The 20,684-nt window shown below is 63.9% G+C and carries 19 protein-coding genes; 6 read left to right on the top strand and 13 right to left on the bottom strand.

Annotated features, from left to right (window positions below):
* Positions 1–2: 2 nt before the first annotated feature.
* Positions 3–929, bottom strand: a complete 927-nt coding sequence (locus tag LRQ04_RS04310; protein WP_235517918.1) for an AEC family transporter — start codon at positions 927–929, stop codon at positions 3–5.
* 159 nt (positions 930–1,088) lie between these two features.
* On the bottom strand, positions 1,089–1,520 hold the full coding sequence (gene panD, locus LRQ04_RS04305; RefSeq protein WP_235517917.1) for an aspartate 1-decarboxylase: 432 nt from the start codon (positions 1,518–1,520) through the stop codon (positions 1,089–1,091).
* Positions 1,521–1,649: 129 nt separating this feature from the next.
* Between panD and LRQ04_RS04300 the strand changes: the two genes are divergently transcribed.
* Entirely contained in the window at positions 1,650–2,279 is a 630-nt protein-coding gene (locus tag LRQ04_RS04300) for a hypothetical protein (RefSeq protein WP_235517916.1), read from the top strand.
* 8 nt (positions 2,280–2,287) lie between these two features.
* Here the strand turns inward: LRQ04_RS04300 and LRQ04_RS04295 are convergent, their stop codons facing one another.
* The 4 genes from LRQ04_RS04295 to LRQ04_RS04280 are packed head-to-tail and all read right to left on the bottom strand — an operon-like array spanning position 2,288 to position 7,425.
* Positions 2,288–3,790, bottom strand: coding sequence for a rhamnulokinase family protein (locus tag LRQ04_RS04295; protein ID WP_235517915.1), 1,503 nt, complete (start codon positions 3,788–3,790; stop codon positions 2,288–2,290).
* Positions 3,791–3,798: 8 nt separating this feature from the next.
* Positions 3,799–5,850, bottom strand: a complete 2,052-nt coding sequence (locus LRQ04_RS04290; RefSeq protein WP_235517913.1) for a bifunctional aldolase/short-chain dehydrogenase — start codon at positions 5,848–5,850, stop codon at positions 3,799–3,801.
* Positions 5,851–5,854: 4 nt separating this feature from the next.
* Positions 5,855–7,021 carry an L-rhamnose isomerase gene (rhaI, locus tag LRQ04_RS04285; protein WP_235517911.1) on the bottom strand — a complete coding sequence of 389 codons (1,167 nt, stop codon included), beginning with the start codon at positions 7,019–7,021 and terminating at the stop codon, positions 5,855–5,857.
* Entirely contained in the window at positions 7,018–7,425 is a 408-nt protein-coding gene (locus tag LRQ04_RS04280; protein ID WP_235517910.1) for an L-rhamnose mutarotase, read from the bottom strand. The genes rhaI and LRQ04_RS04280 overlap by 4 nt, the downstream gene beginning before the upstream one ends.
* A 124-nt stretch (positions 7,426–7,549) precedes the next feature.
* Here LRQ04_RS04280 and LRQ04_RS04275 point away from each other — a divergent pair, with 124 nt between their 5' ends.
* A complete protein-coding gene (locus LRQ04_RS04275) occupies positions 7,550–8,566 on the top strand; it encodes a LacI family DNA-binding transcriptional regulator (RefSeq protein ID WP_235517908.1) in 1,017 nt (338 codons plus the stop codon).
* A 20-nt stretch (positions 8,567–8,586) separates the two neighbouring features.
* On the opposite strand, the gene LRQ04_RS04270 is transcribed toward LRQ04_RS04275, so the two are convergent.
* The 4 genes from LRQ04_RS04270 to araB are packed head-to-tail and all read right to left on the bottom strand — an operon-like array spanning position 8,587 to position 13,495.
* Positions 8,587–9,483, bottom strand: a complete 897-nt coding sequence (locus LRQ04_RS04270) for an aldose 1-epimerase family protein (protein WP_235517904.1) — start codon at positions 9,481–9,483, stop codon at positions 8,587–8,589.
* Positions 9,480–11,000 carry an L-arabinose isomerase gene (gene araA / locus LRQ04_RS04265; protein ID WP_235517902.1) on the bottom strand — a complete coding sequence of 507 codons (1,521 nt, stop codon included), beginning with the start codon at positions 10,998–11,000 and terminating at the stop codon, positions 9,480–9,482. The genes LRQ04_RS04270 and araA overlap by 4 nt, the downstream gene beginning before the upstream one ends.
* Positions 11,001–11,048: 48 nt before the next feature.
* Complete coding sequence (locus LRQ04_RS04260; RefSeq protein WP_235517900.1) at positions 11,049–11,756, bottom strand: L-ribulose-5-phosphate 4-epimerase; 708 nt, start codon at positions 11,754–11,756, stop codon at positions 11,049–11,051.
* On the bottom strand, positions 11,753–13,495 hold the full coding sequence (araB, locus tag LRQ04_RS04255) for a ribulokinase (protein WP_235517899.1): 1,743 nt from the start codon (positions 13,493–13,495) through the stop codon (positions 11,753–11,755). Before araB ends, LRQ04_RS04260 begins: the two co-directional genes overlap by 4 nt.
* A gap of 184 nt (positions 13,496–13,679) precedes the next feature.
* On the opposite strand from araB, the gene LRQ04_RS04250 reads away from it, so the two are divergent.
* Positions 13,680–14,120, top strand: coding sequence for a hypothetical protein (locus LRQ04_RS04250; protein WP_235517897.1), 441 nt, complete (start codon positions 13,680–13,682; stop codon positions 14,118–14,120).
* Positions 14,121–14,144: 24 nt separating this feature from the next.
* Here the strand turns inward: LRQ04_RS04250 and LRQ04_RS04245 are convergent, their stop codons facing one another.
* The 3 genes from LRQ04_RS04245 to xylA form a co-directional block, all read right to left on the bottom strand.
* Positions 14,145–15,131, bottom strand: coding sequence for a LacI family DNA-binding transcriptional regulator (locus LRQ04_RS04245; RefSeq protein WP_235518670.1), 987 nt, complete (start codon positions 15,129–15,131; stop codon positions 14,145–14,147).
* 69 nt (positions 15,132–15,200) lie between these two features.
* Positions 15,201–16,631 (bottom strand): xylulokinase, encoded by a 1,431-nt coding sequence (gene xylB / locus LRQ04_RS04240; protein ID WP_235517895.1) that lies wholly within the window; start codon positions 16,629–16,631, stop codon positions 15,201–15,203.
* Between the two features lie 82 nt (positions 16,632–16,713).
* Entirely contained in the window at positions 16,714–17,901 is a 1,188-nt protein-coding gene (xylA, locus tag LRQ04_RS04235; protein WP_235517894.1) for a xylose isomerase, read from the bottom strand.
* A gap of 81 nt (positions 17,902–17,982) precedes the next feature.
* On the opposite strand from xylA, the gene LRQ04_RS04230 reads away from it, so the two are divergent.
* The 3 genes from LRQ04_RS04230 (at position 17,983) to LRQ04_RS04220 (ending at position 20,657) form a co-directional block, all read left to right on the top strand.
* Positions 17,983–19,251, top strand: a complete 1,269-nt coding sequence (locus LRQ04_RS04230) for an ROK family transcriptional regulator (RefSeq protein ID WP_235518668.1) — start codon at positions 17,983–17,985, stop codon at positions 19,249–19,251.
* A gap of 103 nt (positions 19,252–19,354) precedes the next feature.
* Positions 19,355–20,434, top strand: coding sequence for a YihY/virulence factor BrkB family protein (locus LRQ04_RS04225; protein WP_235517892.1), 1,080 nt, complete (start codon positions 19,355–19,357; stop codon positions 20,432–20,434).
* On the top strand, positions 20,406–20,657 hold the full coding sequence (locus LRQ04_RS04220; protein ID WP_235518659.1) for a hypothetical protein: 252 nt from the start codon (positions 20,406–20,408) through the stop codon (positions 20,655–20,657). Before LRQ04_RS04225 ends, LRQ04_RS04220 begins: the two co-directional genes overlap by 29 nt.
* The last annotated feature ends 27 nt before the right edge of the window (positions 20,658–20,684 follow it).

Below are 20,684 nucleotides of genomic sequence, written 5' to 3'. Positions count from 1 at the left end.
GGCTAGGCGAGCAGCAACGCCACGGCGATCATGGCGGGCACGGCCACGATCGTGGTGATGAGCACGGTGTCCTTGGCCACGGTGATTCCGGCCTGGTAGCGGTTGGCTGCGACGAACACGTTCTGGGCTGTGGGAAGTGCGGACGTCACCACCACGGCAAACAATGCGTGGCCGTCCATTCCCAAGGCAAAGCGGGCAAACAGGTACGCGACCAGGGGATGCACGATCAGCTTGAACCCGCTGGCCAGTAACGTATCGAGCCGCCGTCCGGCGTCCTTTTGCAGGGGCCGAGACCCGTTGAGGCTCATGCCGAACGCCATCAGCATGGCCGGAATCGCTGCGCCGCCAATCAGGTGGATCGGTTCCAGGATGAGCGCCGGCACCTGGAATTCGGTACCTGCCACCAGCAAACCCAATGCCGAGCCCACGATCATGGGGTTCTTCACGATCATCAGCACGAAGCGCAGGGGAGTGGTGCGGTGCGAACTGGTGCTGGCATCCAGTGCCATCAAGTACATCGGGGTGAAGAACGCCAACTGGAAGATCAACAGCGGAGCCACATAGCTGGCATCGCCGAGGACAAAAACGGCGATGGGGATGCCCAGGTTCGCTGAGTTCGCCAAGGACGCGCTCATGGAGGACATGAGGGCTTCAGGCATTGAGCGCCTCAGCCAGAACTTCACGATCAGGAAGAACAGCAGCCCCGTGATGACAGCGCCCACGGCCGTGACCAGAAGCGGTGCAGCGAACACGTCGTGCAGCTTGGCCTTGCTCAGTGTTTCAAAGAGCAGCGCAGGGCTCGCCACGAAGAAGGTCAGCGAACTCAGGACGGACCGGGCGTTCTCGCCCAGAATGTTGCGGCGTCCCACGAACATGCCCACCAGGATGATGGCCCAGACAACAAAAAACCCCGACAGGACGCCGATCATGGCAGCGTGCGGCTGGGGGCTTGGTGGGTCACGAACTACAGCCTAGCCAGAACCACCCGGTGAGTAAGCGTTTTCTGCCGGGAGTTCCGTCATATGGACGCCCACAACGCGTTCGACGTCGGCACCCGGGTAGGTGCCGACGTCGAACTCTGCTGAGGCTTAGCTGAGGTGCGCCGCGTTGTTCAGCGCGTGCGGAGGGCGCATGAGCCCGGGCGTGTGCGCTTCTGCGGGGTCGTTACCCAACTGGAGGATGTGATTGTCCTCGCCCACGTGGACCACCTTGGGCTGGTACGACCTGGCCTCTTCGGTAGTCATCTGCGCGTAGGTGATGAGGATGACCAGATCTCCTACGTGGACCTGGTGGGCGGCGGCACCGTTGATCCCGATCACTCCGGAACCGCGCTCGCCGGCGATGGTGTACGTCTCCAGGCGGGCACCGTTGGTGATGTCCACAATGGAGACGAGCTCGCCGGGAAGGATGTCCGCCGCGTCCAGGAGGTCCAGGTCGACAGTGACCGAACCGACGTAGTGGAGGTCGGCGTGGGTCACCGTTGCGCGGTGAATCTTGGACTTGAACATTGTGCGGATCATAATGCGACAAGTTTAGCGCGGCACCCTCGTCCGGCGCTGTGACGTACCAGACTCCTGGGCCTTAGGGGAGGACGCCCATGGGGTAACGTCTTTTGCGGTGAAGTGACCCCCGATCGAAAGGCCCAAAGCGTGCTGGAGTCTTACGCGCAGGGGAGGCCGCTGGAGTATTGGCTCTCGGCCGATCTGGCCAAGGTCAGTCCTCCCCAAGCCCCTTCCCGTCTGCGCCAACTTGCCGATGCACAGGGTGCCTTGGCAGCGGCCTGGAGCGGTGCGATTGGCGGTGGCTCCTTGATGCTCCTTATCGGCGCCGTTGTTTCCACGCTGACCGGCAACCCCACGTGGGTACTGTCCTTGGGGCTGCCGGGAATTGCCCTGGGCCTGCTTGGTTGGCGGGGCTGGAAGAAGGTCCGCAGCAGACTGCCGGACACCAACAAGCTGCTCATTAACCGCGGACCGGGATCTGCCAAGGGTGGCGTGTGGGCGACCCTTGGCATGGCAGGGCTGCTGGCTGCTGGTTTTGCTTTGGCGGTTCCCTCGGCATTTGAACGAGGATCACTCGCCACGCTGTTGGGCGTCTACTTCATGATGGTGCTCCTGTTGGTGGTGGGTATCCTCATACCTTCCGTAGTCATGGGCAGGGCGCGTGAGTCGTTCCGGGAGAGGTTGCTGGTGGATCCTGACCTCCGCCGGGCGGTGGAGGCGGACATGGCCACGTGGAGGGACCCGCACGGCGGAAGTGCGGCGTACGGGCCACTCTGAGGTTCGACTTAGACCGGGTTGCTCATCAGCGCAGGCTGGTACTTTTCCAGCGCAACCCCGGAAGCAACCAGCGACCTCAGTTCGGCCAGGTCGCCTTCCACCACGCCGCCGGCCCGTGCCTGCAGCAGGACGTTGCCCAGCGCGGTGGCTTCCACTGGGCCGGCAATCACAGTCTTTGCAGTGGCGTTCGCCGTCAGTTGGCACAGGAGCCGGTTTTGCGAGCCGCCACCCACAATGTGCACCACGTCCACGCCGCGGCCGGTGAGCCGTTCGGCGTCGGCCAGCGTACGTGCGTAACCGGCCGCGAGGCTGTCCATAATGCAACGCACGACGGCGGCAGGACAGTCCGGAAGGACGTCGCCGTTGTGCCGCACGGCTGCGCGGATACGGTCCGGCATGTTGTCCGGTGCGGTGAAGGCGGGATCATCGGCGTTGATCTGCGGCCCGCCCTCGGGAAGTGCCGCAGCTGAGTCCAGCAGTGCCGGGAGCGATTGGCTGAATCCTTGTGCGGCCCAGGAACGCTGGCATTCGCTCAACAACCACAGGCCACCGACGTTGCGCAGGTACCGGATGGTGCCGTCCACTCCTCGCTCGTTGGTGAAGTTGGCTTGGCGGCTAGCCTCAGTGAGCACGGGCGAGGAAAGTTCCACGCCCACCAAGGACCACGTCCCGGAGGAGATGTAGGCAAAGTCCTCGCTGCCAGCGGGGACTGCTGCCACGGCGGAGGCGGTGTCGTGGGAGCCAACAGCCACCACCTTGGTGCCGGTGGAAAGGCCGGTCCGTTCAACAACGGCGGGCAGCAAGGTACCAATGGTCTCGCCGGGCTGAATCAGGGGCGGGAAGATATCGCGGGGCAGGCCGAACGCATCGAGGAACCCCAACGCCCACTGGCCCGCAGCGGCATCGAAAAGCCCGGTGGTGGAAGCGTTGGTGGCCTCGGTTCGGCGTTCGCCGGTGAGCAGGAAAGCGATGAGGTCCGGAATCAGGAGGGCCTGGAGTCCATCCACGTCCTTTTCCGTGGCTAGTTGATACAAGGTGTTGAACTGCAAGTACTGCAAGCCGGTGGTGGCGTAGAGCTTCTCGGGCGGGATCACTGCGTGCACGCGCTCAACGGCGGCGCGGCTGCGCTCATCCCGGTAGCTGAACGGCACCGAGGTGAGGTTGCCTTCTTCATCGACCAGTCCGTAATCCACCGCCCACGTATCAATGCCGATGCTGGCGATTGTCTCCCCTTGTTCCGCAGCCACGGAAGCGGCGGCAGCGAGGCCGTTCAGTACCTCCGCGAAAAGGGCATCGAAATCCCAGTGAAGGCCGCCGTCGAGCTCTATGACGCCGTTGGGGAAGCGGTGGATGGTCTCGAGAGAGACACCGGTGGACAGCGAGACGCGGCCCAGCATGACGCGGCCGGACGAGGCGCCGATGTCGATGGCTACGAAAACCTGGTTTGTTTGCGGAGAGGACACCGCCCCGGCGTGTGCCGGGGCGGTGTCCACGGTGGTTCCTTTGGTCACTGTCTGTCCTAGCGGAGGAACGCTGCTGCCACGCCCGCGTCCACGGGAATATGCAGGCCGGTGGTGTGGGAGAGCTCGTTGCTGGTGAGCACGGACGCGGCGTTGGCTACGTGCTCCGGGAGGACTTCGCGCTTGAGGAGCGTGCGCTGGGCGTAGTACTTGCCCAGCTCCTGCTCGTCCACGCCATACACCGCTGCGCGCTTGGCACCCCAGCCGCCGGCGAAGATCCCGGAGCCGCGGACCACGCCGTCGGGGTTGATGCCGTTGACGCGGATGCCGTGATCGCCCAGCTCAGCGGCGAGCAGACGGACCTGGTGGGCTTGGTCTGCCTTGGTGGCGGAGTAGGCGATGTTGTTGGGGCCGGCGAACACGGAATTCTTGGAGGAGATGTAGATGATGTCTCCGCCCAGGCCCTGGTCGATCATCACCTTCGCCGCGGCCTTGGACACCAGGAACGAGCCTTTGGCCATGACGTTGTGCTGCAGGTCCCAGTCCTTCTCCGTGGTTTCCAGCAGCGGCTTGGAGATGGACAGGCCGGCGTTGTTGACCACCAGGTCCAGGCCGCCGAACGCGAGCACTGCCTCCTGGATCGCGGCTGCGATCTGGGCTTCGTCGGTCACGTCCGCCTGGACGCCGATGGCGACGTCGGAACCCCCCAATTCCTCGGCTACCTTTTGGGCGTTCTCCAGGTTCAGGTCGGCAATGACCACGCACGCGCCGTCGGACGCCAAGCGGGTGGCGATTGCTTTGCCGATGCCCGACGCCGCGCCGGTCACCAGTGCAATGCGGGTGGCGTGCGACTTGGGCTTGGGCATGCGGGCGAGCTTGGCCTCTTCGAGTGCCCAGTACTCGATGCGGAACTTCTCGGACTCCTCGATGGGGGCGTAGCTGGAGATCGCCTCGGCACCGCGCATCACGTTGATGGCGTTGATGTAGAACTCGCCGGCCACGCGTGCGGTCTGTTTGTCCTTGCCGAAGGAGAACATGCCCACGCCCGGGACCAGCACGATGGCCGGGTCCGCACCACGGAGGGCCGGACTGTTCTCGTCGGCGTGGCGGTCGTAGTACGCCTGGTAGTCCTCGCGGTAGGCGGCGTGGAGTTCCTTGAGGCGGTTGGTTGATTCCTCGATGGTGGCGTCGGCCGGCAGGTCCAGGACCAGGGGCTTGACCTTGGTACGCAGGAAATGGTCCGGGCAGGAAGTGCCCAGCGCGGCGAGGCGTGGGTGCCCGGTGGCGGCGAGGAAGTCAAGCACGACGGCGTCATCGCTGTAGTGCCCCAGCTGCGGTTTGTCCGTGGAGGCCAAGCCGCGGATGACCGGGGCCAGGGCTGCTGCCTTTGCTTTCCGCTCCGCCTCGGGGAGTGCGGCGTAACCGGGCAGGGCAGGACCGAAAGGCTGGGACTTGCCGTTGGCTTTGATGTAATTCTCGGCCTGCTCAATGATCCACATCGAGTTCGCTTCGGCCTCTTCGGATGTGGCACCCCAGGCGGTGATGCCGTGGCCGCCCAGGATGGTGCCGATGGCCTGCGGGTTGGCTTCCTTGATCGCGGCGATATCCAGGCCGAGCTGGAACCCGGGCCGGCGCCAGGGAACCCAAACCACCTTGTCACCGAAGACCTTGGACGTCAGCGCTTCGCCATCCACCGCCGCGGCAATGGCGATGCCGGAATCGGGGTGCAGGTGGTCAACGTGGGCAGCGTCCACCAGCCCGTGCATTGCGGTATCGATCGACGGCGCTGCGCCGCCCTTGCCGTGGAGGCAGTAATCGAAGGCGGCCACCATTTCGTCCTCACGCTCGACGCCGGGGTAAACATCCTTGAGTGCCTGGAGCCGGTCGAGCCGGAGCACAGCGAGGTTTTCGGCTTTCAAGGTGCCGAGGTCGCCGCCGGAGCCCTTGACCCAGAGAAGCTGGACGTCCTGGCCGGTAACGGGGTCCTTCTCGGTGCCCTTCGCTGACGTGTTGCCGCCAGCGAAGTTTGTGTTCCGCTTGTCCGCACCCAGGCGGTTGGAACGGTTGATCAGCTCTTCAACAGTGGTGTTGTCTGTGTTCTGCATGTTCATGCCTTTACGCGCCCCATCCGGCTTGCTGGCCGCCTGCGCGGTCCTCGTTGATCTTCTTCTGGTATCCGCTGGCCTTATATGCGGCCATCGGGTCCGCGGGCAGGCCGCGGGACTCGCGCCACTGCGCCAGGACCGGACGGACATCGGTGTAGAAGGCATCGTTGAAGATGCCGTTGGCGGCCAGGACATCCCCGGCACGCTGGGCTTCGTTCAGTGCAGCGGTATCCACGAGCAGGGCACGGGCGGTCATTTCCTGGACGTTCAACACCGAGCGGATCTGGCCCGGGATCTTCTCTTCCAGGTTGTGGCACTGGTCCAGCATCAGGGCAACGCCTGACTCCTTGCCGAAGCCACCGCCGCGGATCACCTCGTACATGATGCGGAACAGCTGGAACGGGTCGGCGGCGCCAACAATCAGATCATCGTCGGCGTAGAAGCGGGAGTTGAAGTCGAAGGACCCCAGCTTGCCCAGCCGCAGCAGCTGCATCACGATGAACTCGATGTTGGTTCCCGGGGCGTGGTGGCCGGTGTCCAGGCAAACGAAAGCCTTCTCGCCCAGCGCCAGGGTCTGCGCGTACGAGGTACCCCAGTCAGGAACATCGGTGTGATAGAAAGCGGGCTCGAAGAACTTGTATTCAAGGACCAGGCGCTGCTGGTCACCGAGGCCTGCGTAGATCTCCTGCAAGGATTCGGCGAGGCGGTCCTGTCGGCCGCGCATATCGTCCTGGCCCGGGTAGTTGGTGCCGTCAGCCAGCCATATCTTCAAATCCTTGGACCCGGTGGCGTGCATGATGTCGATGCACTCCAGGTGGTGATCGATGGCCTGGCGACGTACGGATTCGTTGGACGAGGTCAGGGAGCCGAACTTGTACTCGTCATCCTGGAAGGTATTGGAGTTGATGGTGCCCAAGCCAACGCCCAACCCTTCGGCGTATTCGCGGAGTGCGGAGTAATCGTCCACTTTGTCCCACGGGATGTGCAGGGCCACGGTAGGAGCCAGCCCCGTGAGTTCGTGGACCTTGGCGGCGTCGGCGATCTTTTCCTGGACGGTGCGCGGAGTACCCGGGGTGCCGAACACCTTGAACCGGGTGCCGGAGTTGCCGTAGGCCCAGGACGGCACTTCAATGGCCAGTTCCCCGAGGCGGCCAAGGGCCGATTCTGTGGTGTTCATGCTTGTTCCTTAGGGTGTTTGTGGGCTGGGTCTATGTCTTTGTGTGCGGTGCCGGTGGGGTCTGTGACGATCCCCGCGGCAACCAATTGATCCTCAAGGTTGAAAACTTCCTCGATGATTTCGAAACCCTGGTCGGGTGGGAGGTCGCTGCCCGCGAAGAGGGTTGCCATCTCGGCCTGCCAACGGGCATTGACGCCGGTCAGGGCCATGCGTGCCTGCGCTGCCCGGTAGTCTTCGCATTCCAGGTAGCCGATCAGCTGGCCATCGGGGGCGAGGAACAGGGAGTAGTTGTTCCATCCCGCGCTCTTCAGCGCTGACAGCATCTCCGGCCAGACAGCCGCGTGGCGCTCCTTGTACTCGTCCATCAGCTCCGGCTGGACGGAGGAGCGGAAACAAACCCTCATGTGGGATCTCCGGGTTACTCGTCTTTGAATCGTTTCATTTGTTACGATTCAAATTACCCTCGGAATTGGGAGGGTGTCAAGGCGTTTCCAGCACTTTGACTTCGGCCCACGGAGATCGGAAAGCATGTCCACGACAGCCAGCATCAAAGACGTCGCCAACCATGCGCAGGTAGCCGTGGGGACTGTTTCCAACGTGCTGAATTATCCGGACCGCGTTTCCCAGCGGACCAAGGAGCGCGTCCTCAAGTCCATCGCTGAGCTGGGTTTCGTGCGCAACGACGCCGCCCGCCAGCTCCGGGCAGGACAAAGCCGGACCATCGGCCTGATCGTGCTTGACGTCGGAAACCCGTTCTTCTCCTCCGTGGCCCGTGCGGCTGAAGATGCAGCTACGGCCCTTGGAAGCGTGGTGCTGGTAGGCGACAGCGGCCAGGACGCTTCCCGCGAAGCGCACTACATGGACTTGTTCCAGGAACAACGGGTCCAGGGCCTGCTGATCTCGCCCGTCGGCGATGTGGGCCAGCGGATCGATACCCTGCGTGAGCGCGGCGTGCCCACAGTCCTGGTGGATGAACTGGCCGACACCGAGCGGTGCAGCTCAGTCTCCGTTGATGACCAGGAAGGCGGATATTTGGCCGCCAAGCACCTGCTGGACATTGGCCGCCGTCGTTTGGCTTTTGTTGGCACACCCTCCATCCGCCAGGTAGCCAGCCGACTCAAGGGGGCGCAGCGCGCCGTCGCCGAAGTTTCCGGAGCCAGCATCGAGGTGCTCGACTCCGAGGGGCAGACCGTCCTGACAGGCCGCAAAGTGGGCAACAGCCTGGTGGAACGTTCTCCGGAAAAGCGCCCGGAAGCTGTCTTCTGCTCCAACGACCTCCTGGCCCTGGGCGTCATGCAGTCACTGACCATGCTGCGGACAGTCCGGATTCCGGAGGACATTGCTTTGATCGGCTATGACGACATCGACTTCGCCATCTCCGCGGTAGTGCCGCTGTCCTCGATCCGGCAGCCCACGGAAGCGCTCGGCCGCACGGCCATCGAACTCCTGGCAGAGGAGCATGACAACGGCGGAACCAAGCATCGGGCTGTGGTGTTCACGCCCGAGCTGGTGGTCCGCCAAAGCACTGCGGGTTCAGGAAGCTAGCGCCCGGCCTGGTTGGATGCCTACAGAGCGTAGATGCTCCACGCCGCTGTGTGTCCAGCCCCGGGCTCAAGCCGGATCAGGTCCGTTCCGCTGTTGAAAGCGTCGGGCGGGCACGTCATGGGCTCCACTGCCAGGCCGATCCGGTTGGGGATGGGCGCAGGCTTGTCGGCTGTGTGGATCTGCAGCCATGGGCAGCTTTCGTCCCATGACATCCCGACGCCGGTGCCCGCCGGGTCCCGCACGGACAACCGCGCCAGCCCGCCGTCGAACGTTATGCCCGTAAAGGCGTGATCGATCTCGGTGCTGCCGATGGCGCGCGGAGCGCGGAAATCGAACTCATGACCTGCCACGGGTGCCAATGAAAGCGGCAGCAGCCTGTCCGGCGTGACCTCCAGGAACGAGTCCGCGGCGAAATCCAGGACCCATTCATTGAGCGGCGACGAACCGGCCACTAGGTATGGGTGCGGGCAGACTCCGTAGGGTGCCGCCACGTCAGCAGTGTTCATTGCCGTTACGGACGCGTGCAGCCCGGAGTCGTCCAGCTCGTACCGGGCCGAAAGTTCCAGGGCGAATGGGTAACCTGCGGTCGGACCTACCGTGCACGTCAAGGTGACCGAACCGGCGTCGGACTCTTTCATTGCCCAGTCGAGCGGGAAGGCGAGGCCGTGCAAAGCTGTGCCGCGCTCCGGTTCGTTGACCGGCAACTGGTACTCAACGTCGTCAAAGCTGTACCTGCCATCCGCGATCCTGTTGGGCCACGGCGCAGCGATGATGCCGCGATAGTCCGGGATGGGGCCGCCGGCCGGGAACGGGACAATAAGGTCACGCCCATCGAACCGGAGGACGCGGAGCGCAGCCGCGCGGGCGGTCACAACAGCCGTGTAACCGCCCGCGCTTAGCGTGAATTCAGTGCTCACAGGCCGCCGGCCAGCTTGTAGTAGGCGGCGTTCCAGGCGAGTTCCTTCTTGAACTGTTTGATGGTGGTGTCCTGGTCGATGGTCAGGAGTTCGGTCTTTGCGATTTCGGCGAAGTCCTCGAATACCTCCAGGCCCACCTGCGTGGACAATACCGTGTGGTGCGCCGCGCCGGCGGTGAGCCACGCGGCGGCCGAGGTAGCGAAGTTGGGCTTGGGTTCCCACAGCGCGCGGGCCACCGGGAGGTTGGGGAGCGGTTGGTCGAGGTCGACGACGTCCACCACGTTCGCCACCAAGCGGAAGCGATCGCGCATGTCGGACAGGGCCACCACGACGCCGGGCCCGGCGTCGGTGTCGAAGACCATGCGGACGGGATCTTCCTTGCCGCCAATACCCAGCGGGTGGATCTCCACGCGCGGCTTCTTGGCGGTCAACGACGGGCACACCTCCAGCATGTGAGCGCCCAGGATCTTCTCGCTGCCCGGTTCCAAGTGGTACGTGTAGTCCTCCATCAGCGATGCACCGCCGGGCAGGTCACCACCCATGACCTTGGCCGCGCGGACCAGGATGGCGGTCTTCCAGTCACCCTCGGCACCGAACCCGTAGCCATCGGCCATGAGCCGCTGGACGGCCATGCCGGGGAGCTGGCGCAGTTCGCCCAGGTCCTCGAAGGACGTGGTGAAGGCCGCGGAGCCGTTGGCCTCCAGGAAGCTGCGCAGTCCCAGCTCGATGCGTGCGCTGTAGCGCAGCGACTCGTGGCGGTCGCCTCCTGCCTTGAGTTCGTCAACCACCTCGTAAAGGCGCTCGTACTCGGCAACCAAGGCGTCGACGTCGGACTCCGCGGCGCCGTGGACGGCGTCGGCGAGCTCGTTGACGGACCAGGTGTTCACCGAGACGCCGAAGCGCAGCTCGGCTTCGGTCTTGTCGCCTTCGGTGACCGCGACGTTGCGCATGTTGTCACCGAACCGGGTGAGCTTGAGCGTGCGGACGGCGGCCCACCCGGCCGAGGCGCGCTGCCAGGCGCCCACCTGGCGAGCCACCTCGGGGTTGGATACGTGACCGACGACGGTCTTCCGCGGCACGCCCAGGCGGGACTGGATGTAGCCGAACTCGCGGTCGCCGTGGGCTGCCTGGTTGAGGTTCATGAAGTCGAAGTCGATGTCCGCCCACGGCAGGTCCCGGTTGGCCTGGGTGTGCAGGTGCAGCAAGGGCTTGCGCAGTGCGTCCAGGCCCTGGATCCACATCTTGGCGGGGCTGAACGTGTGCATCCATGCGGTCACGCCGATCACGGAATCGTTGGAGTTCGCTTCCAGCGCGGTGCGGCGGATGGCGTCCGAGTCGGTAAGGACCGGCTTCCAGACGAGCTTGACCGGGACGTCGTTGCTGGCGTTGAGGACGTTGGCAATCTCCTGCGACTGCGCTGCGACCTGCTTGAGGACGTCCTCGCCGTAGAGGTGCTGGCTGCCAGTGAGGAACCAGACCTCGTACTGCTCAAGTGACGTGTTGTTGGCCTTTGCCATGGGAGTGCTCCTGGGGTTGTGTTCTTGTCCGGGCTGGCTGCTGAGGGCTTAGCGGCCGTAAACGTTTTGGTAGCGGTCGTACAGCGATTCGATCTTGGCCCGGTCAATGGGAAGGGGTTCGCCCAGCTGTCGGGAAATGTGTACGGTCCGGGCCACTTCCTCGCACATGACAGCGGCCTTGACCGCGGACCGGGCGTCCTTGCCGATGGTGAACGGCCCGTGGTTCTGCATCAGCACCGCTGGTGAATTGGAGTTTTTGAGCGTCTCGACAATGCCTTGGCCGATCGAATCGTCTCCGATCAGTGCGAACGGCCCTACCGGGATGGGGCCACCGAATTCGTCGCCCATCATGGTCAGGACGCAAGGGATTTCCTCGCCGCGGGCAGCCCACGCCGTGGCGTAGGTGGAATGCGTGTGCACCACGCCGCCAACCGCGGGCATGTGGCGGTAGACGTAGGCGTGCGCGGCTGTGTCCGACGACGGCGAAAGATCCGGATTTCCCCAGTCAACGGTGCCCGCGCTGCCGGTGTTCATGCCCCGGACCGGTGTGCCGTACAGGTCGGTGACCACCATGAGTTCCGGTGTGAGGTCGTCGTAGGAAACCCCGGACGGCTTGATGACCATCAGGTCGTGGCCCGGGATGCGGCCCGAGACGTTCCCGGCGGTCCACACCACCAGCTCATACCTGGTGAGTTCAGCATGGAGCTCACAGACTTCCTTGCGGACCTTCGCGATGGTGTCCAGGAGCGCGCTCATGCGGACACCCGCTCAGCTTCATCAGTGGAAGGGTTCGACGCCGGTTCGGACACCGTCGCGGCGCCCTGCACCTCGCGCTGGATCGCCTTGAGTCGGTGCATGACATTGTTGGTTCCGCGGCCGAAGTAGTCGTGCAGGGTCCGGTATTCCTGGAAGAGGACGTCGTACGCGGCAACGTTTTCAGGAATGGGCGTGTACACAGCGCCCGGAGCTGCGGCCATGGATGAGGCGGCTTCACGGATGTCCTTGTACTTCCCGGCAGCGACGGCAGCGTGGATGGCCGAACCGAGCGCGGGGCCCTGCTCGGAACCGATCGTGGAGAGTTGCAAGCCGGTGATATCCGCGTAGACCTGCATGAGGAAGGTGTTCTTCAGCAGGCCGCCGGCAACGATGAACTCCTTGACCGGGACACCGGAATCGCGGAAGGCATCCACGATGGTGCGGGTGCCGAACGCCGTGGCCTCCAGCAGGGCCCGGTAAGTGTCCTCAGGCTTGGTGGCCAGGGTTTGGCCCACCACAATGCCTGAAAGTTCGTGGTCAACCAGCACCGAACGGTTGCCCGAGTGCCAGTCCAGGGCGATGAGTCCATGCTCGCCAATGGCCTGTTTCTTGGCGAGTTCGGTGAGATGTTCGTGGATGCTTCTACCCTGGGCTGCGGCGGCCTGGTGGTATTCCGGCGGGACACCGTTCTTAGTGAACCAACCGAAGATGTCGCCTACACCGGACTGGCCGGCTTCGTAGCCCCACAGGCCGTCAACGATTCCGCCGTCGACGACGCCACACATGCCCGGGACTTCGCGCAGGACGTCGCCGTTCATGACATGGCACGTGGAAGTACCCATGATGGCAACAAGCTGCCCGGGCTCCACGGCATTGGCTGCCGGTGCGCTCACGTGCGCGTCAACGTTTCCCACGGCTACGGCAATCCCTGCCGGAAGCCCCGTCCATGCGGCGGCTTCTTCCGTGAGCTGTCCGGCGGCCTCGCCCAAACGGCCGATGGTGTGCTCGAGTTTGCTGCTGACGAAGTCCTTGAAGTCAGGATTAAGCGCTGCCAGGAAATCTTCCGACGGGTACTTTCCATCCTGGTAAATGCCCTTGTATCCGGCGGTGCAGGCGTTCCGGACGTAGCTTCCGCACAGCTGCCAGACAATCCAGTCGGCGGCTTCAACCCAGTGGTCCATGGCGCCGTAGACTTCGGGGTCCTCTTCCAGGAGCTGCAAACCCTTGGCGAATTCCCACTCGGAGGAGATCAGGCCGCCGTAGCGGGGGAGCCAGGATTCGCCGCGCTTTTCAGCAAGCTGGTTGATGCGGTCCGCTTGGGGCTGGGCGGCGTGGTGGCGCCACAGCTTCACGAACGCGTGGGGTCGGTCAGCGAAGCGTTCCAGTTCGTTCAGCGGCGTGCCGTCTGCCGTCGTCGGAACCATGGTGCAGGCGGTGAAGTCAGTGGCGATGCCCACCACGTTCTTCGGGTCGACGCCGGCATCGGCGACGGCGGCCGGTACAGCATTGCGCAGGACGTCGCGGTAGTCGTTGGGGACCTGGAGCGCCCAGTCGGCGGGCAGGCGCTGGCCGCTGCCGGGAAGCTTTTCCGTGACCACGGCATGCGGGTATTCGAACACGCCACTGCCGAGCTCGGCGCCGTCCGAGACACGAACGACGACGGCGCGGCCGGACAGGGTGCCGTAGTCCACGCCGATGACGAATTGCTCATCGAGCGGGGAATTTTCTGAGGTATTCATGAGGTCTCCATCCGGCTGGCCAGGGCCTCATTGCCGGGGTTCGGGGTGGAAAAGTGAAGAAGGTCTGATGCAATTGTTAGCGCTCACAACTTTGATGTCAAGAGCGGTTCGCCGCTGTGTCCAAGTCCGCTCCCGGGTAGGCTGGCACGACAAACTGTTTGGGGGAACATTGAGATACCGCGAGATGAAGTCCGCTGCCGCCGCTGTGGCGCTCCTGCTGCTCGCCGGGTTGCTTGCCGGGTGCTCCGGCTACTCCGGGATTACGACCGTACAACGGCCCGCCGAGGCAAAAGATGCACTACCCGCCGGTATTCGGAGCGAAAAGCCTGACTTGCCTTCAGACTTCCGGCTTTTGGCCGAGGACAACCGGGTTAAGTACTTCGCAGCAGAGAGCCCCGAGCGCACGACGGCCTGCATCGCTGCCTACCCCGTCGACAAGCCGGACCAATGGATGCTGGCTTGTTCCGATGGGATTACCGGTGAACGGGAAATCGTAACCACCAGCCACATGGGACAGCCCACCGTAAAGCTGGTAACAACCGGGTTCGACACCAAGGCCCTCGAATCAGAGGGCTGGCGCAAGGTTCACGCCAATGTTTTGGTGGGGGCCGTGGCCAACCCCTAAGCCTGCCCCTCGGCAGGGTCCGGGCTAGGCGGTTCGGGCCTGGGCGGTGGTGGAGCGGACAACCAGACGAGGCGTGACCGTCGCCGGCGCCTGCGATGTGCCCTTGTCCAAGTGCTCGAGCAGCAGATCGATGCAGCGCTGGCCCAACTCTTCGAAGTCCTGGGCAACGGTGGTCAGGGGCGGAATGAAATACGCGGATTCCGGCTGGTCATCGAATCCCACCACGCTGATGTCGGTGGGAACCTGGACGCCGGTCTCATTGAAGGCCCGCAGGACCCCCAGGGCCATCTGGTCATTGGCAACAAAAAGAGCCGTCATTGAGCGCTCCGCCGCGATCTTCAGGCCTTCGCGATAACCACATTCAGCACTCCAGTCGCCCTCGATCAGTGTGGCTGGCTTAAGCCCCGCTTCAGCCAAAGTGTCCCGCCAGCCGTCGATGCGTGCCGCCGCGTCGATCCAATCGGCGGGCCCGGACAAGTGGCCGATCTGCGTGTGGCCAAGGTCCAGAAGGTGTTGGACGGCCAACCGGGCGCCCTGCCGTTGGTCGACTGTGGCGCCGCTGAGGTTCTCATCGCCCACAGACCCTACGGCCACCAACGGAACCTGGGCTGTAATGTCCCGCAGGACGTCGAAAGTTCCAGGGTGTGGCACCGTCACCACAATGCCGTCCACGCCCTGGTCCATGAAGTGGGCGATGGCGTCCTTGATGGTTTCCGGGGTGACCTCGCGCAGGCCTGCAACACTGACGAAATAGCCGGCATCCCTCGCAGCCTGCTGAACGCCCAGCAGCGTGTGGGATGGTCCGTACTGCGCCAGCTCGCTGCCGAGCACTCCAATGGTTTGGGAGCGCCGCGTCACCAAGCTGCGGGCGGCAACGTTGCGGCGGTACCCCAGATCGGTGATGGCCTGTTCGACGCGCTCGCGGGTCTTGGAACTCACGTTGGGGTGGTTGTTGAGGACCCGTGAAACGGTCTGATGGGACACCCCGGCAACGCGGGCGACGTCCTCCATAACCGGCGGGCGGGTTGGTGCAGTTCGTTCAGAGCTCACCCTGTCACGATAGAGCACTGGCCACGATGATCAGCCGATGGCCGCCCTTGCGGCGTAATGCCGGTACCTCGTAAGAAAGGCAGCGGGCGCGTCGCCGTTCCGTGCGCTCACGTTCACACCTTCCACCGGCCAGTCAGGCAACGTACCCGCCAGGACACCCGCTGCCTGCCGCGCGGCACCGTCAGCAACGTACTCGCCCGGCTTCGGCACGAAGACCGGAACCCCGAATGCGGCGGCGGCCACCTGTTGGACGGCTTCGGATTGTGCGCCCCCGCCCACCAGGATGATGCGCCGGGCTTCGACACCCTGGGCCTGGAGGGCTGCCAGGCCATCGGCGAGTGAGCACAGCACGCCCTCGACTGCGGCCCTGGCCAGGTTGGCGGGGGTGTAGTTGGAGAGGGTAAGTCCGTGGAGCGAGCCGGTGGCGTTCGGCAGGTTGGGTGTCCGCTCGCCCTCGAAATACGGCACCATGGTCAGTCCGCCGGATCCTTCCGGCGCGGTCAACGCCAGCTCCCCGAGTTCCTGGAGCGTTACGCCCAGCAAAGCGGCGGTGGAGTCAAAAATCCGTGTGGCGTTGAGCGTGCACGCCAGCGGAAGGTAATTCCCGGTGGCATCAGCGAAACCAGCCACCAGCCCGCTGGCGTCGCGTGAGGAAACATCCGAGACGGCGAATACTGTCCCTGATGTCCCAATGGATATGACTACATCGCCGACTCCGGCATTGACACCCAGGCCCGCGGCAGCGTTATCGCCGGCACCCGGCCCGATCAAGGCACCGTCCGGAGTCTTGCCTGCCACTTCCAAAGGCCCCACGACGGTAGGCAGAACCGGTACATGCCCCAGCGTGCTCCGGAGTACTTCGGGAAGATACTCCCCGGCGGTGGCCGAAAAGTAGCCGGTGCCGGAGGCGTCGGATCTGTCGGTCCGGAGAAGGTCCAGCGACGCAGGCCCTGTTCCGGGACCATGGCCTGCCAGGCGCCAGGACAACCAATCATGGGGAAGGCATACTGCGGCCGTGCGGGCGGCGTTTTCTGGCTCATTGCGGGCCAGCCAACGCAGCTTGGTGGCCGTCAATGAAGCGACCGGCACGGTTCCTGTGCTGCTTGCCCACTGGGCGGCACCGGCCACTGAATCGCCATCACCGGCCTCGCGGATGAGATCCTCGGCATCCGGTGCTGAACGTGTGTCGTTCCACAGCAGGGCCGGGCGAACAACGTCTCCGGATTCGTCCAGGCACACCATGCCATGCTGCTGCCCACCGATGGAGACGGCGTCCACATCATCCAGGCCACCCGCCTCCGCGATCGCCTCCAGCAGCGCAGTCCACCAGTGGTCCGGATGGACTTCGCTTCCCTCCGGATGGGAAGCCCGGCCTTGTCGCACCAGGGCGCCTGTGGCTGAGTCCCGGATGATCACCTTGCAGGACTGGGTGGAGCTGTCTATCCCGGCTACGAGTGGCATGGGTAAATCCTTTGGAGGACATACCGGACGCGCCCTCAAAACAAGGGCACGTCCGGCATGGATTGTGGTGGACGGGAGTGGCTTAGCGGGCGCCGAGGAGGTGCTCGATGGCCAACTGGTTGAGGCGGACGAAGGCGAACGAGCGCTCCGCGGCCTGGTCGGCGTCGAACGTTTCGAAAGCGCTGGCATCAGCCAGCAGGTCCGCGGTGCTCTCGCCCGCGCCAAGAGTAGGCTCACCCAGCTCGAACACGCCTGAGGTGGCCAGTGCTTCCTGAACTTCGGGATCCGCGCGGAACGCCAGTGCCCGTTCCTTGAGCAGGAGGTACATGGACATGTTGGACTTTGCGGATTCCCAGACGCCGTCGTAACCGTCAGTGCGTGACGGCTTGTAGTCGAAGTGCCGCGGGCCGTCATACTTCGGTCCGCCGTTCGGGAAGCCGTTCTCCAGAAGGTCAACGGTGAAGAAGGCGCTGGTGAGGTCGCCGTGGCCGAAAACAAGGTCTTGGTCGTACTTGATTCCACGTTGGCCGTTAAGGTCGATGTGGAAAAGCTTTCCGGCCCACAGGGCCTGTGCGATGCCGTGGGTGAAGTTCAGGCCCGCCATCTGCTCGTGGCCCGTCTCGGGGTTGAGGCCCACGATGTCACCGTGTTCAAGCTGCGCGATGAATGCGAGGCCGTGGCCGACCGTGGGAAGGAAGATGTCGCCGCGGGGTTCGTTCGGCTTGGGCTCCAGGGCGATCCGGAGGCCGTAACCCTTCTCCTTGATATAGCCGGCCGCTGTGTCAACGCCTTCCTTCATGCGGTCCAGTGCGGCGGAGAGGTCCTTGGAGCCGTCATATTCGCTGCCTTCGCGGCCGCCCCACATGACGAACGTCTCGGCGCCCAGCTCTGCCGCGAGATCGATGTTGCGGAGGATCTTGCTCAGGGCGAAGCGACGGATGGAGCGGTCGTTCGACGTGAAGCCGCCGTCCTTGAAGACGGGGTGGCTGAAGAGGTTGGTGGTGACCATGGGCGTCTTCATGCCGGTTTCGGCCAGTGCGGCCTTGAAGTTCTTCAGGATCAGTTCACGTTCGGAGGCGGTGGCATCGAAAGGGATCAGGTCATTGTCGTGAAAAGTGATGCCGTAGGCGCCGAGCTCGCTGAGCTTGTGGACGGCTTCTACCGGGTCCAGGGCCGGGCGGGTTGCGACGCCGAATGGGTCCGCGCCAGTCCAGCCAACGGTCCAAAGGCCAAAGGTGAAACGGTCCTGGGGGGTGGGCTGCAGGGTCATTTTGCTCCTTTGCAAAGCACTGGGAAGGGACGGAAAGTGATGCCCTCCAATTAGTTTTCAATCTGAACTATATGGGGGATGATGGATTATGGTCAATGGAAGCCGGCAAAAAGTTTTTCGAATCCGCAGGGAGGTCCCATACCCGTGATTGACGCAACCGCGCCGGGGCGCGTAGGTGATGTCCGCCGTCGTAATCTTTCGCGCGTGCTGGACTCCATTGCCAAGACGGGCGACGCCAAGCCCAGCCGCGCGCAGCTTGCCGCCGGGACCGGGCTCACCAAGGCCGCGGTGTCCAGCCTTGTCGCCGACCTCGTGGAATCCGGGTTGGTCGCCGAGGTGGGCCTTTACCGCGACGGTGAGCGGGGGAGGCCTGGCCAGGGCCTGGAGCTCAGTTCCCGGCGCGGTGTGATCGGCATGGAAATCAACGTGGATTACCTGGCCGTAGGCGTGGTGGACCTCGGTGGCAACCTGCGCTTCCATGCAAGTGTTGAGTCGCCCAACCGGGGCTTAGAGCCGGCGACGGTGATGGAGCGTCTCGGCGCCTTGGCGGCCGAGGCGAAGGCTGCTGCGGCCGCCGAAGGCATAGCCATCCTCGGTGGCGGCCTGGCTGTCCCCGGGCTGGTGGACGAGCAGCGAAGCGTCGTCCTGTCCGCCCCCAATTTGCATTGGGAAAATGAGCCGTTGAATCCACGGGCCCTCCTGGAGGGGGCCCCGCTTGGAGTGCGGTTGTCCAATGAAGCCAACAGTGCAGCGCTGGGCGAACTTTGGTATGGAGGTGGGCCCGCCGACTTCCTCTACGTATCCGGAGAAGTGGGTGTAGGCGGCGGCGTCATCATCGCGTCCGAGCTGTACACGGGGCCGGGTGGCTCCGCGGGAGAGTTGGGGCATATCGTAGTGAACCCGGACGGGCCGTCCTGTTCGTGTGGCGGGGCGGGGTGCCTGGAAACCTTCGCTGGTCAAGAGGCGATATTCGAGGCGGCGGGCATTCCGCCCGGCGCGTTGGAGGAGCGCGCTGAGTTGCTGCTCGCGGCTCTTCGGCAGCGGGACCCGCAGGCCAGGAAGGCAGTCGACGACGCCGGACGTTACTTGGGAGTCGCACTGGCCTCCTCTGCCCGGTTGATGGATATCGAGGCTGTAGTGCTCGGCGGACACTTTGCCGTGCTGGGAGAGTGGCTGCGACCAGCCCTGTTGGCCAGTCTGGAGCGCCACGCGCCCGGGCTCCTGGATCCGGAGAACCTGACATTGTCCGGCTTGGAGCATTCCGGAACGCTTCTGGGGGCAGCCGGCCAGGTGATCCGTTCTGTGATTGAGTCGCCGTTCGAGTTCCTGCTGGCCGCGAAGCTGGCGTAGTTTCCGGTGAAAGTCGGCGTGGGTTCTTCCTAAAGAATCATCAGCATGCTTAGTATTGATGGGTCAGTTGTTCGCGCAACCTACCCCCACGGACGAGTGCCCCATGACTACACAAGATTCAGCCCACACAAGCACTGCGAAGGCGCGGACCGCACCTTCCCCGGAAGACTCGCGCAAGCCGGACAGTCCCAACGACCTCGTCAAGCCCACTTGGATGTACATCGCCAAGAGGACCCTGAGGGAGTTCACCAAGGACCAGTGCCCGGACGCTGCGGCAGGCTTGACGTACTACGGTGTGCTCGCGCTCTTCCCCGCCCTCCTTGCCTTGGTTTCGCTTCTCGGCATATTTGGCGATGCAGGCAAGACCACCTCGGCGTTGCTGGACATCGTCCAGCAATTTGCTCCCGGACCGGGCGTTGACACCCTCCGAAAGCCCATCGAGGAACTGACCCAGTCCAATGCGGCCGGCTTCGCCCTGTTCTTTGGAATCGTGGTGGCCCTATGGTCGGCCTCCGGCTATGTTTCCGCTTTCAGCCGCGCAATGAACCGCGTCTATGAGGTGGACGAAGGGCGTGGTTTCATCAAGCTCCGCGGCACGATGCTGGCAGTGACGGTGGTTGCCGTGGTTGGCGCCGCCCTGGTCGCTGGCATGCTGGTCCTCAGTGGGCCAGTGGCAGAAGCGATCGGCGGTGCCATTGGATTGTCCCAGGCGTTCCTGACGGTCTGGAACATCGCCAAATGGCCGGTGCTCATCGTCATTGTGGTGGCCATCATCGCCGTCCTTTATTACTTCACCCCTAACGTCAAACAGCCCAAGTTCCGCTGGATGAGCATGGGCTCCCTTATCGCCCTAATCATTTTCGCCCTTGCTTCGCTGGGCTTCGGCTTCTACGTCGCCAACTTCAGCAACTACAACAAGACCTACGGCGCCCTGGCCGGCGTCATCATCATGTTGCTGTGGCTCTGGATTCTGAACATGTCCTTGCTGTTCGGCGCCGAATTCGATGCTGAAATGGAGCGTGGCCGCCAGTTGCAGGGTGGCATTGAGGCTGAAGAGAGCATTCAGCTCCCGCCCCGCGACACCAGGAAGAGCGACAAGATGCAGGAAAAGGAAGATGAAATTGTCAGGACCGGAGAGGAAATCCGTGAAAATCATGGCCGGGAACCGCGGAAAGACAAGTAGCCGGAACCCTGCCGCCGACGCCGTCACAACCAAGCTCAAAGCGATCAAGCACGGGGATAGCGTGAAGATCCGGAGCGAGGTGTTCCGGGTCCGTTCGGTGCAGTCCACGGGAGACTCCTCGAACATCACCCTGGAACTGCAAGGGCCCGACGGCGGTTCGGTCACCTTTATCGGTCTGCCGAAGGCCCGGCTGGAGCTGGCAGGAAGCGGGTCCCTGCCGTGACCGTGGCAGGGACCCGCTGGCTTTGGA

This window comes from Paenarthrobacter sp. AR 02 (assembly GCF_021538675.1).
In the GTDB taxonomy this organism is placed as follows: domain Bacteria; phylum Actinomycetota; class Actinomycetes; order Actinomycetales; family Micrococcaceae; genus Arthrobacter.
The sequence above is the reverse complement of the archived record's forward strand: the minus strand, read 5'-3'. Positions and strand labels throughout refer to the sequence as shown.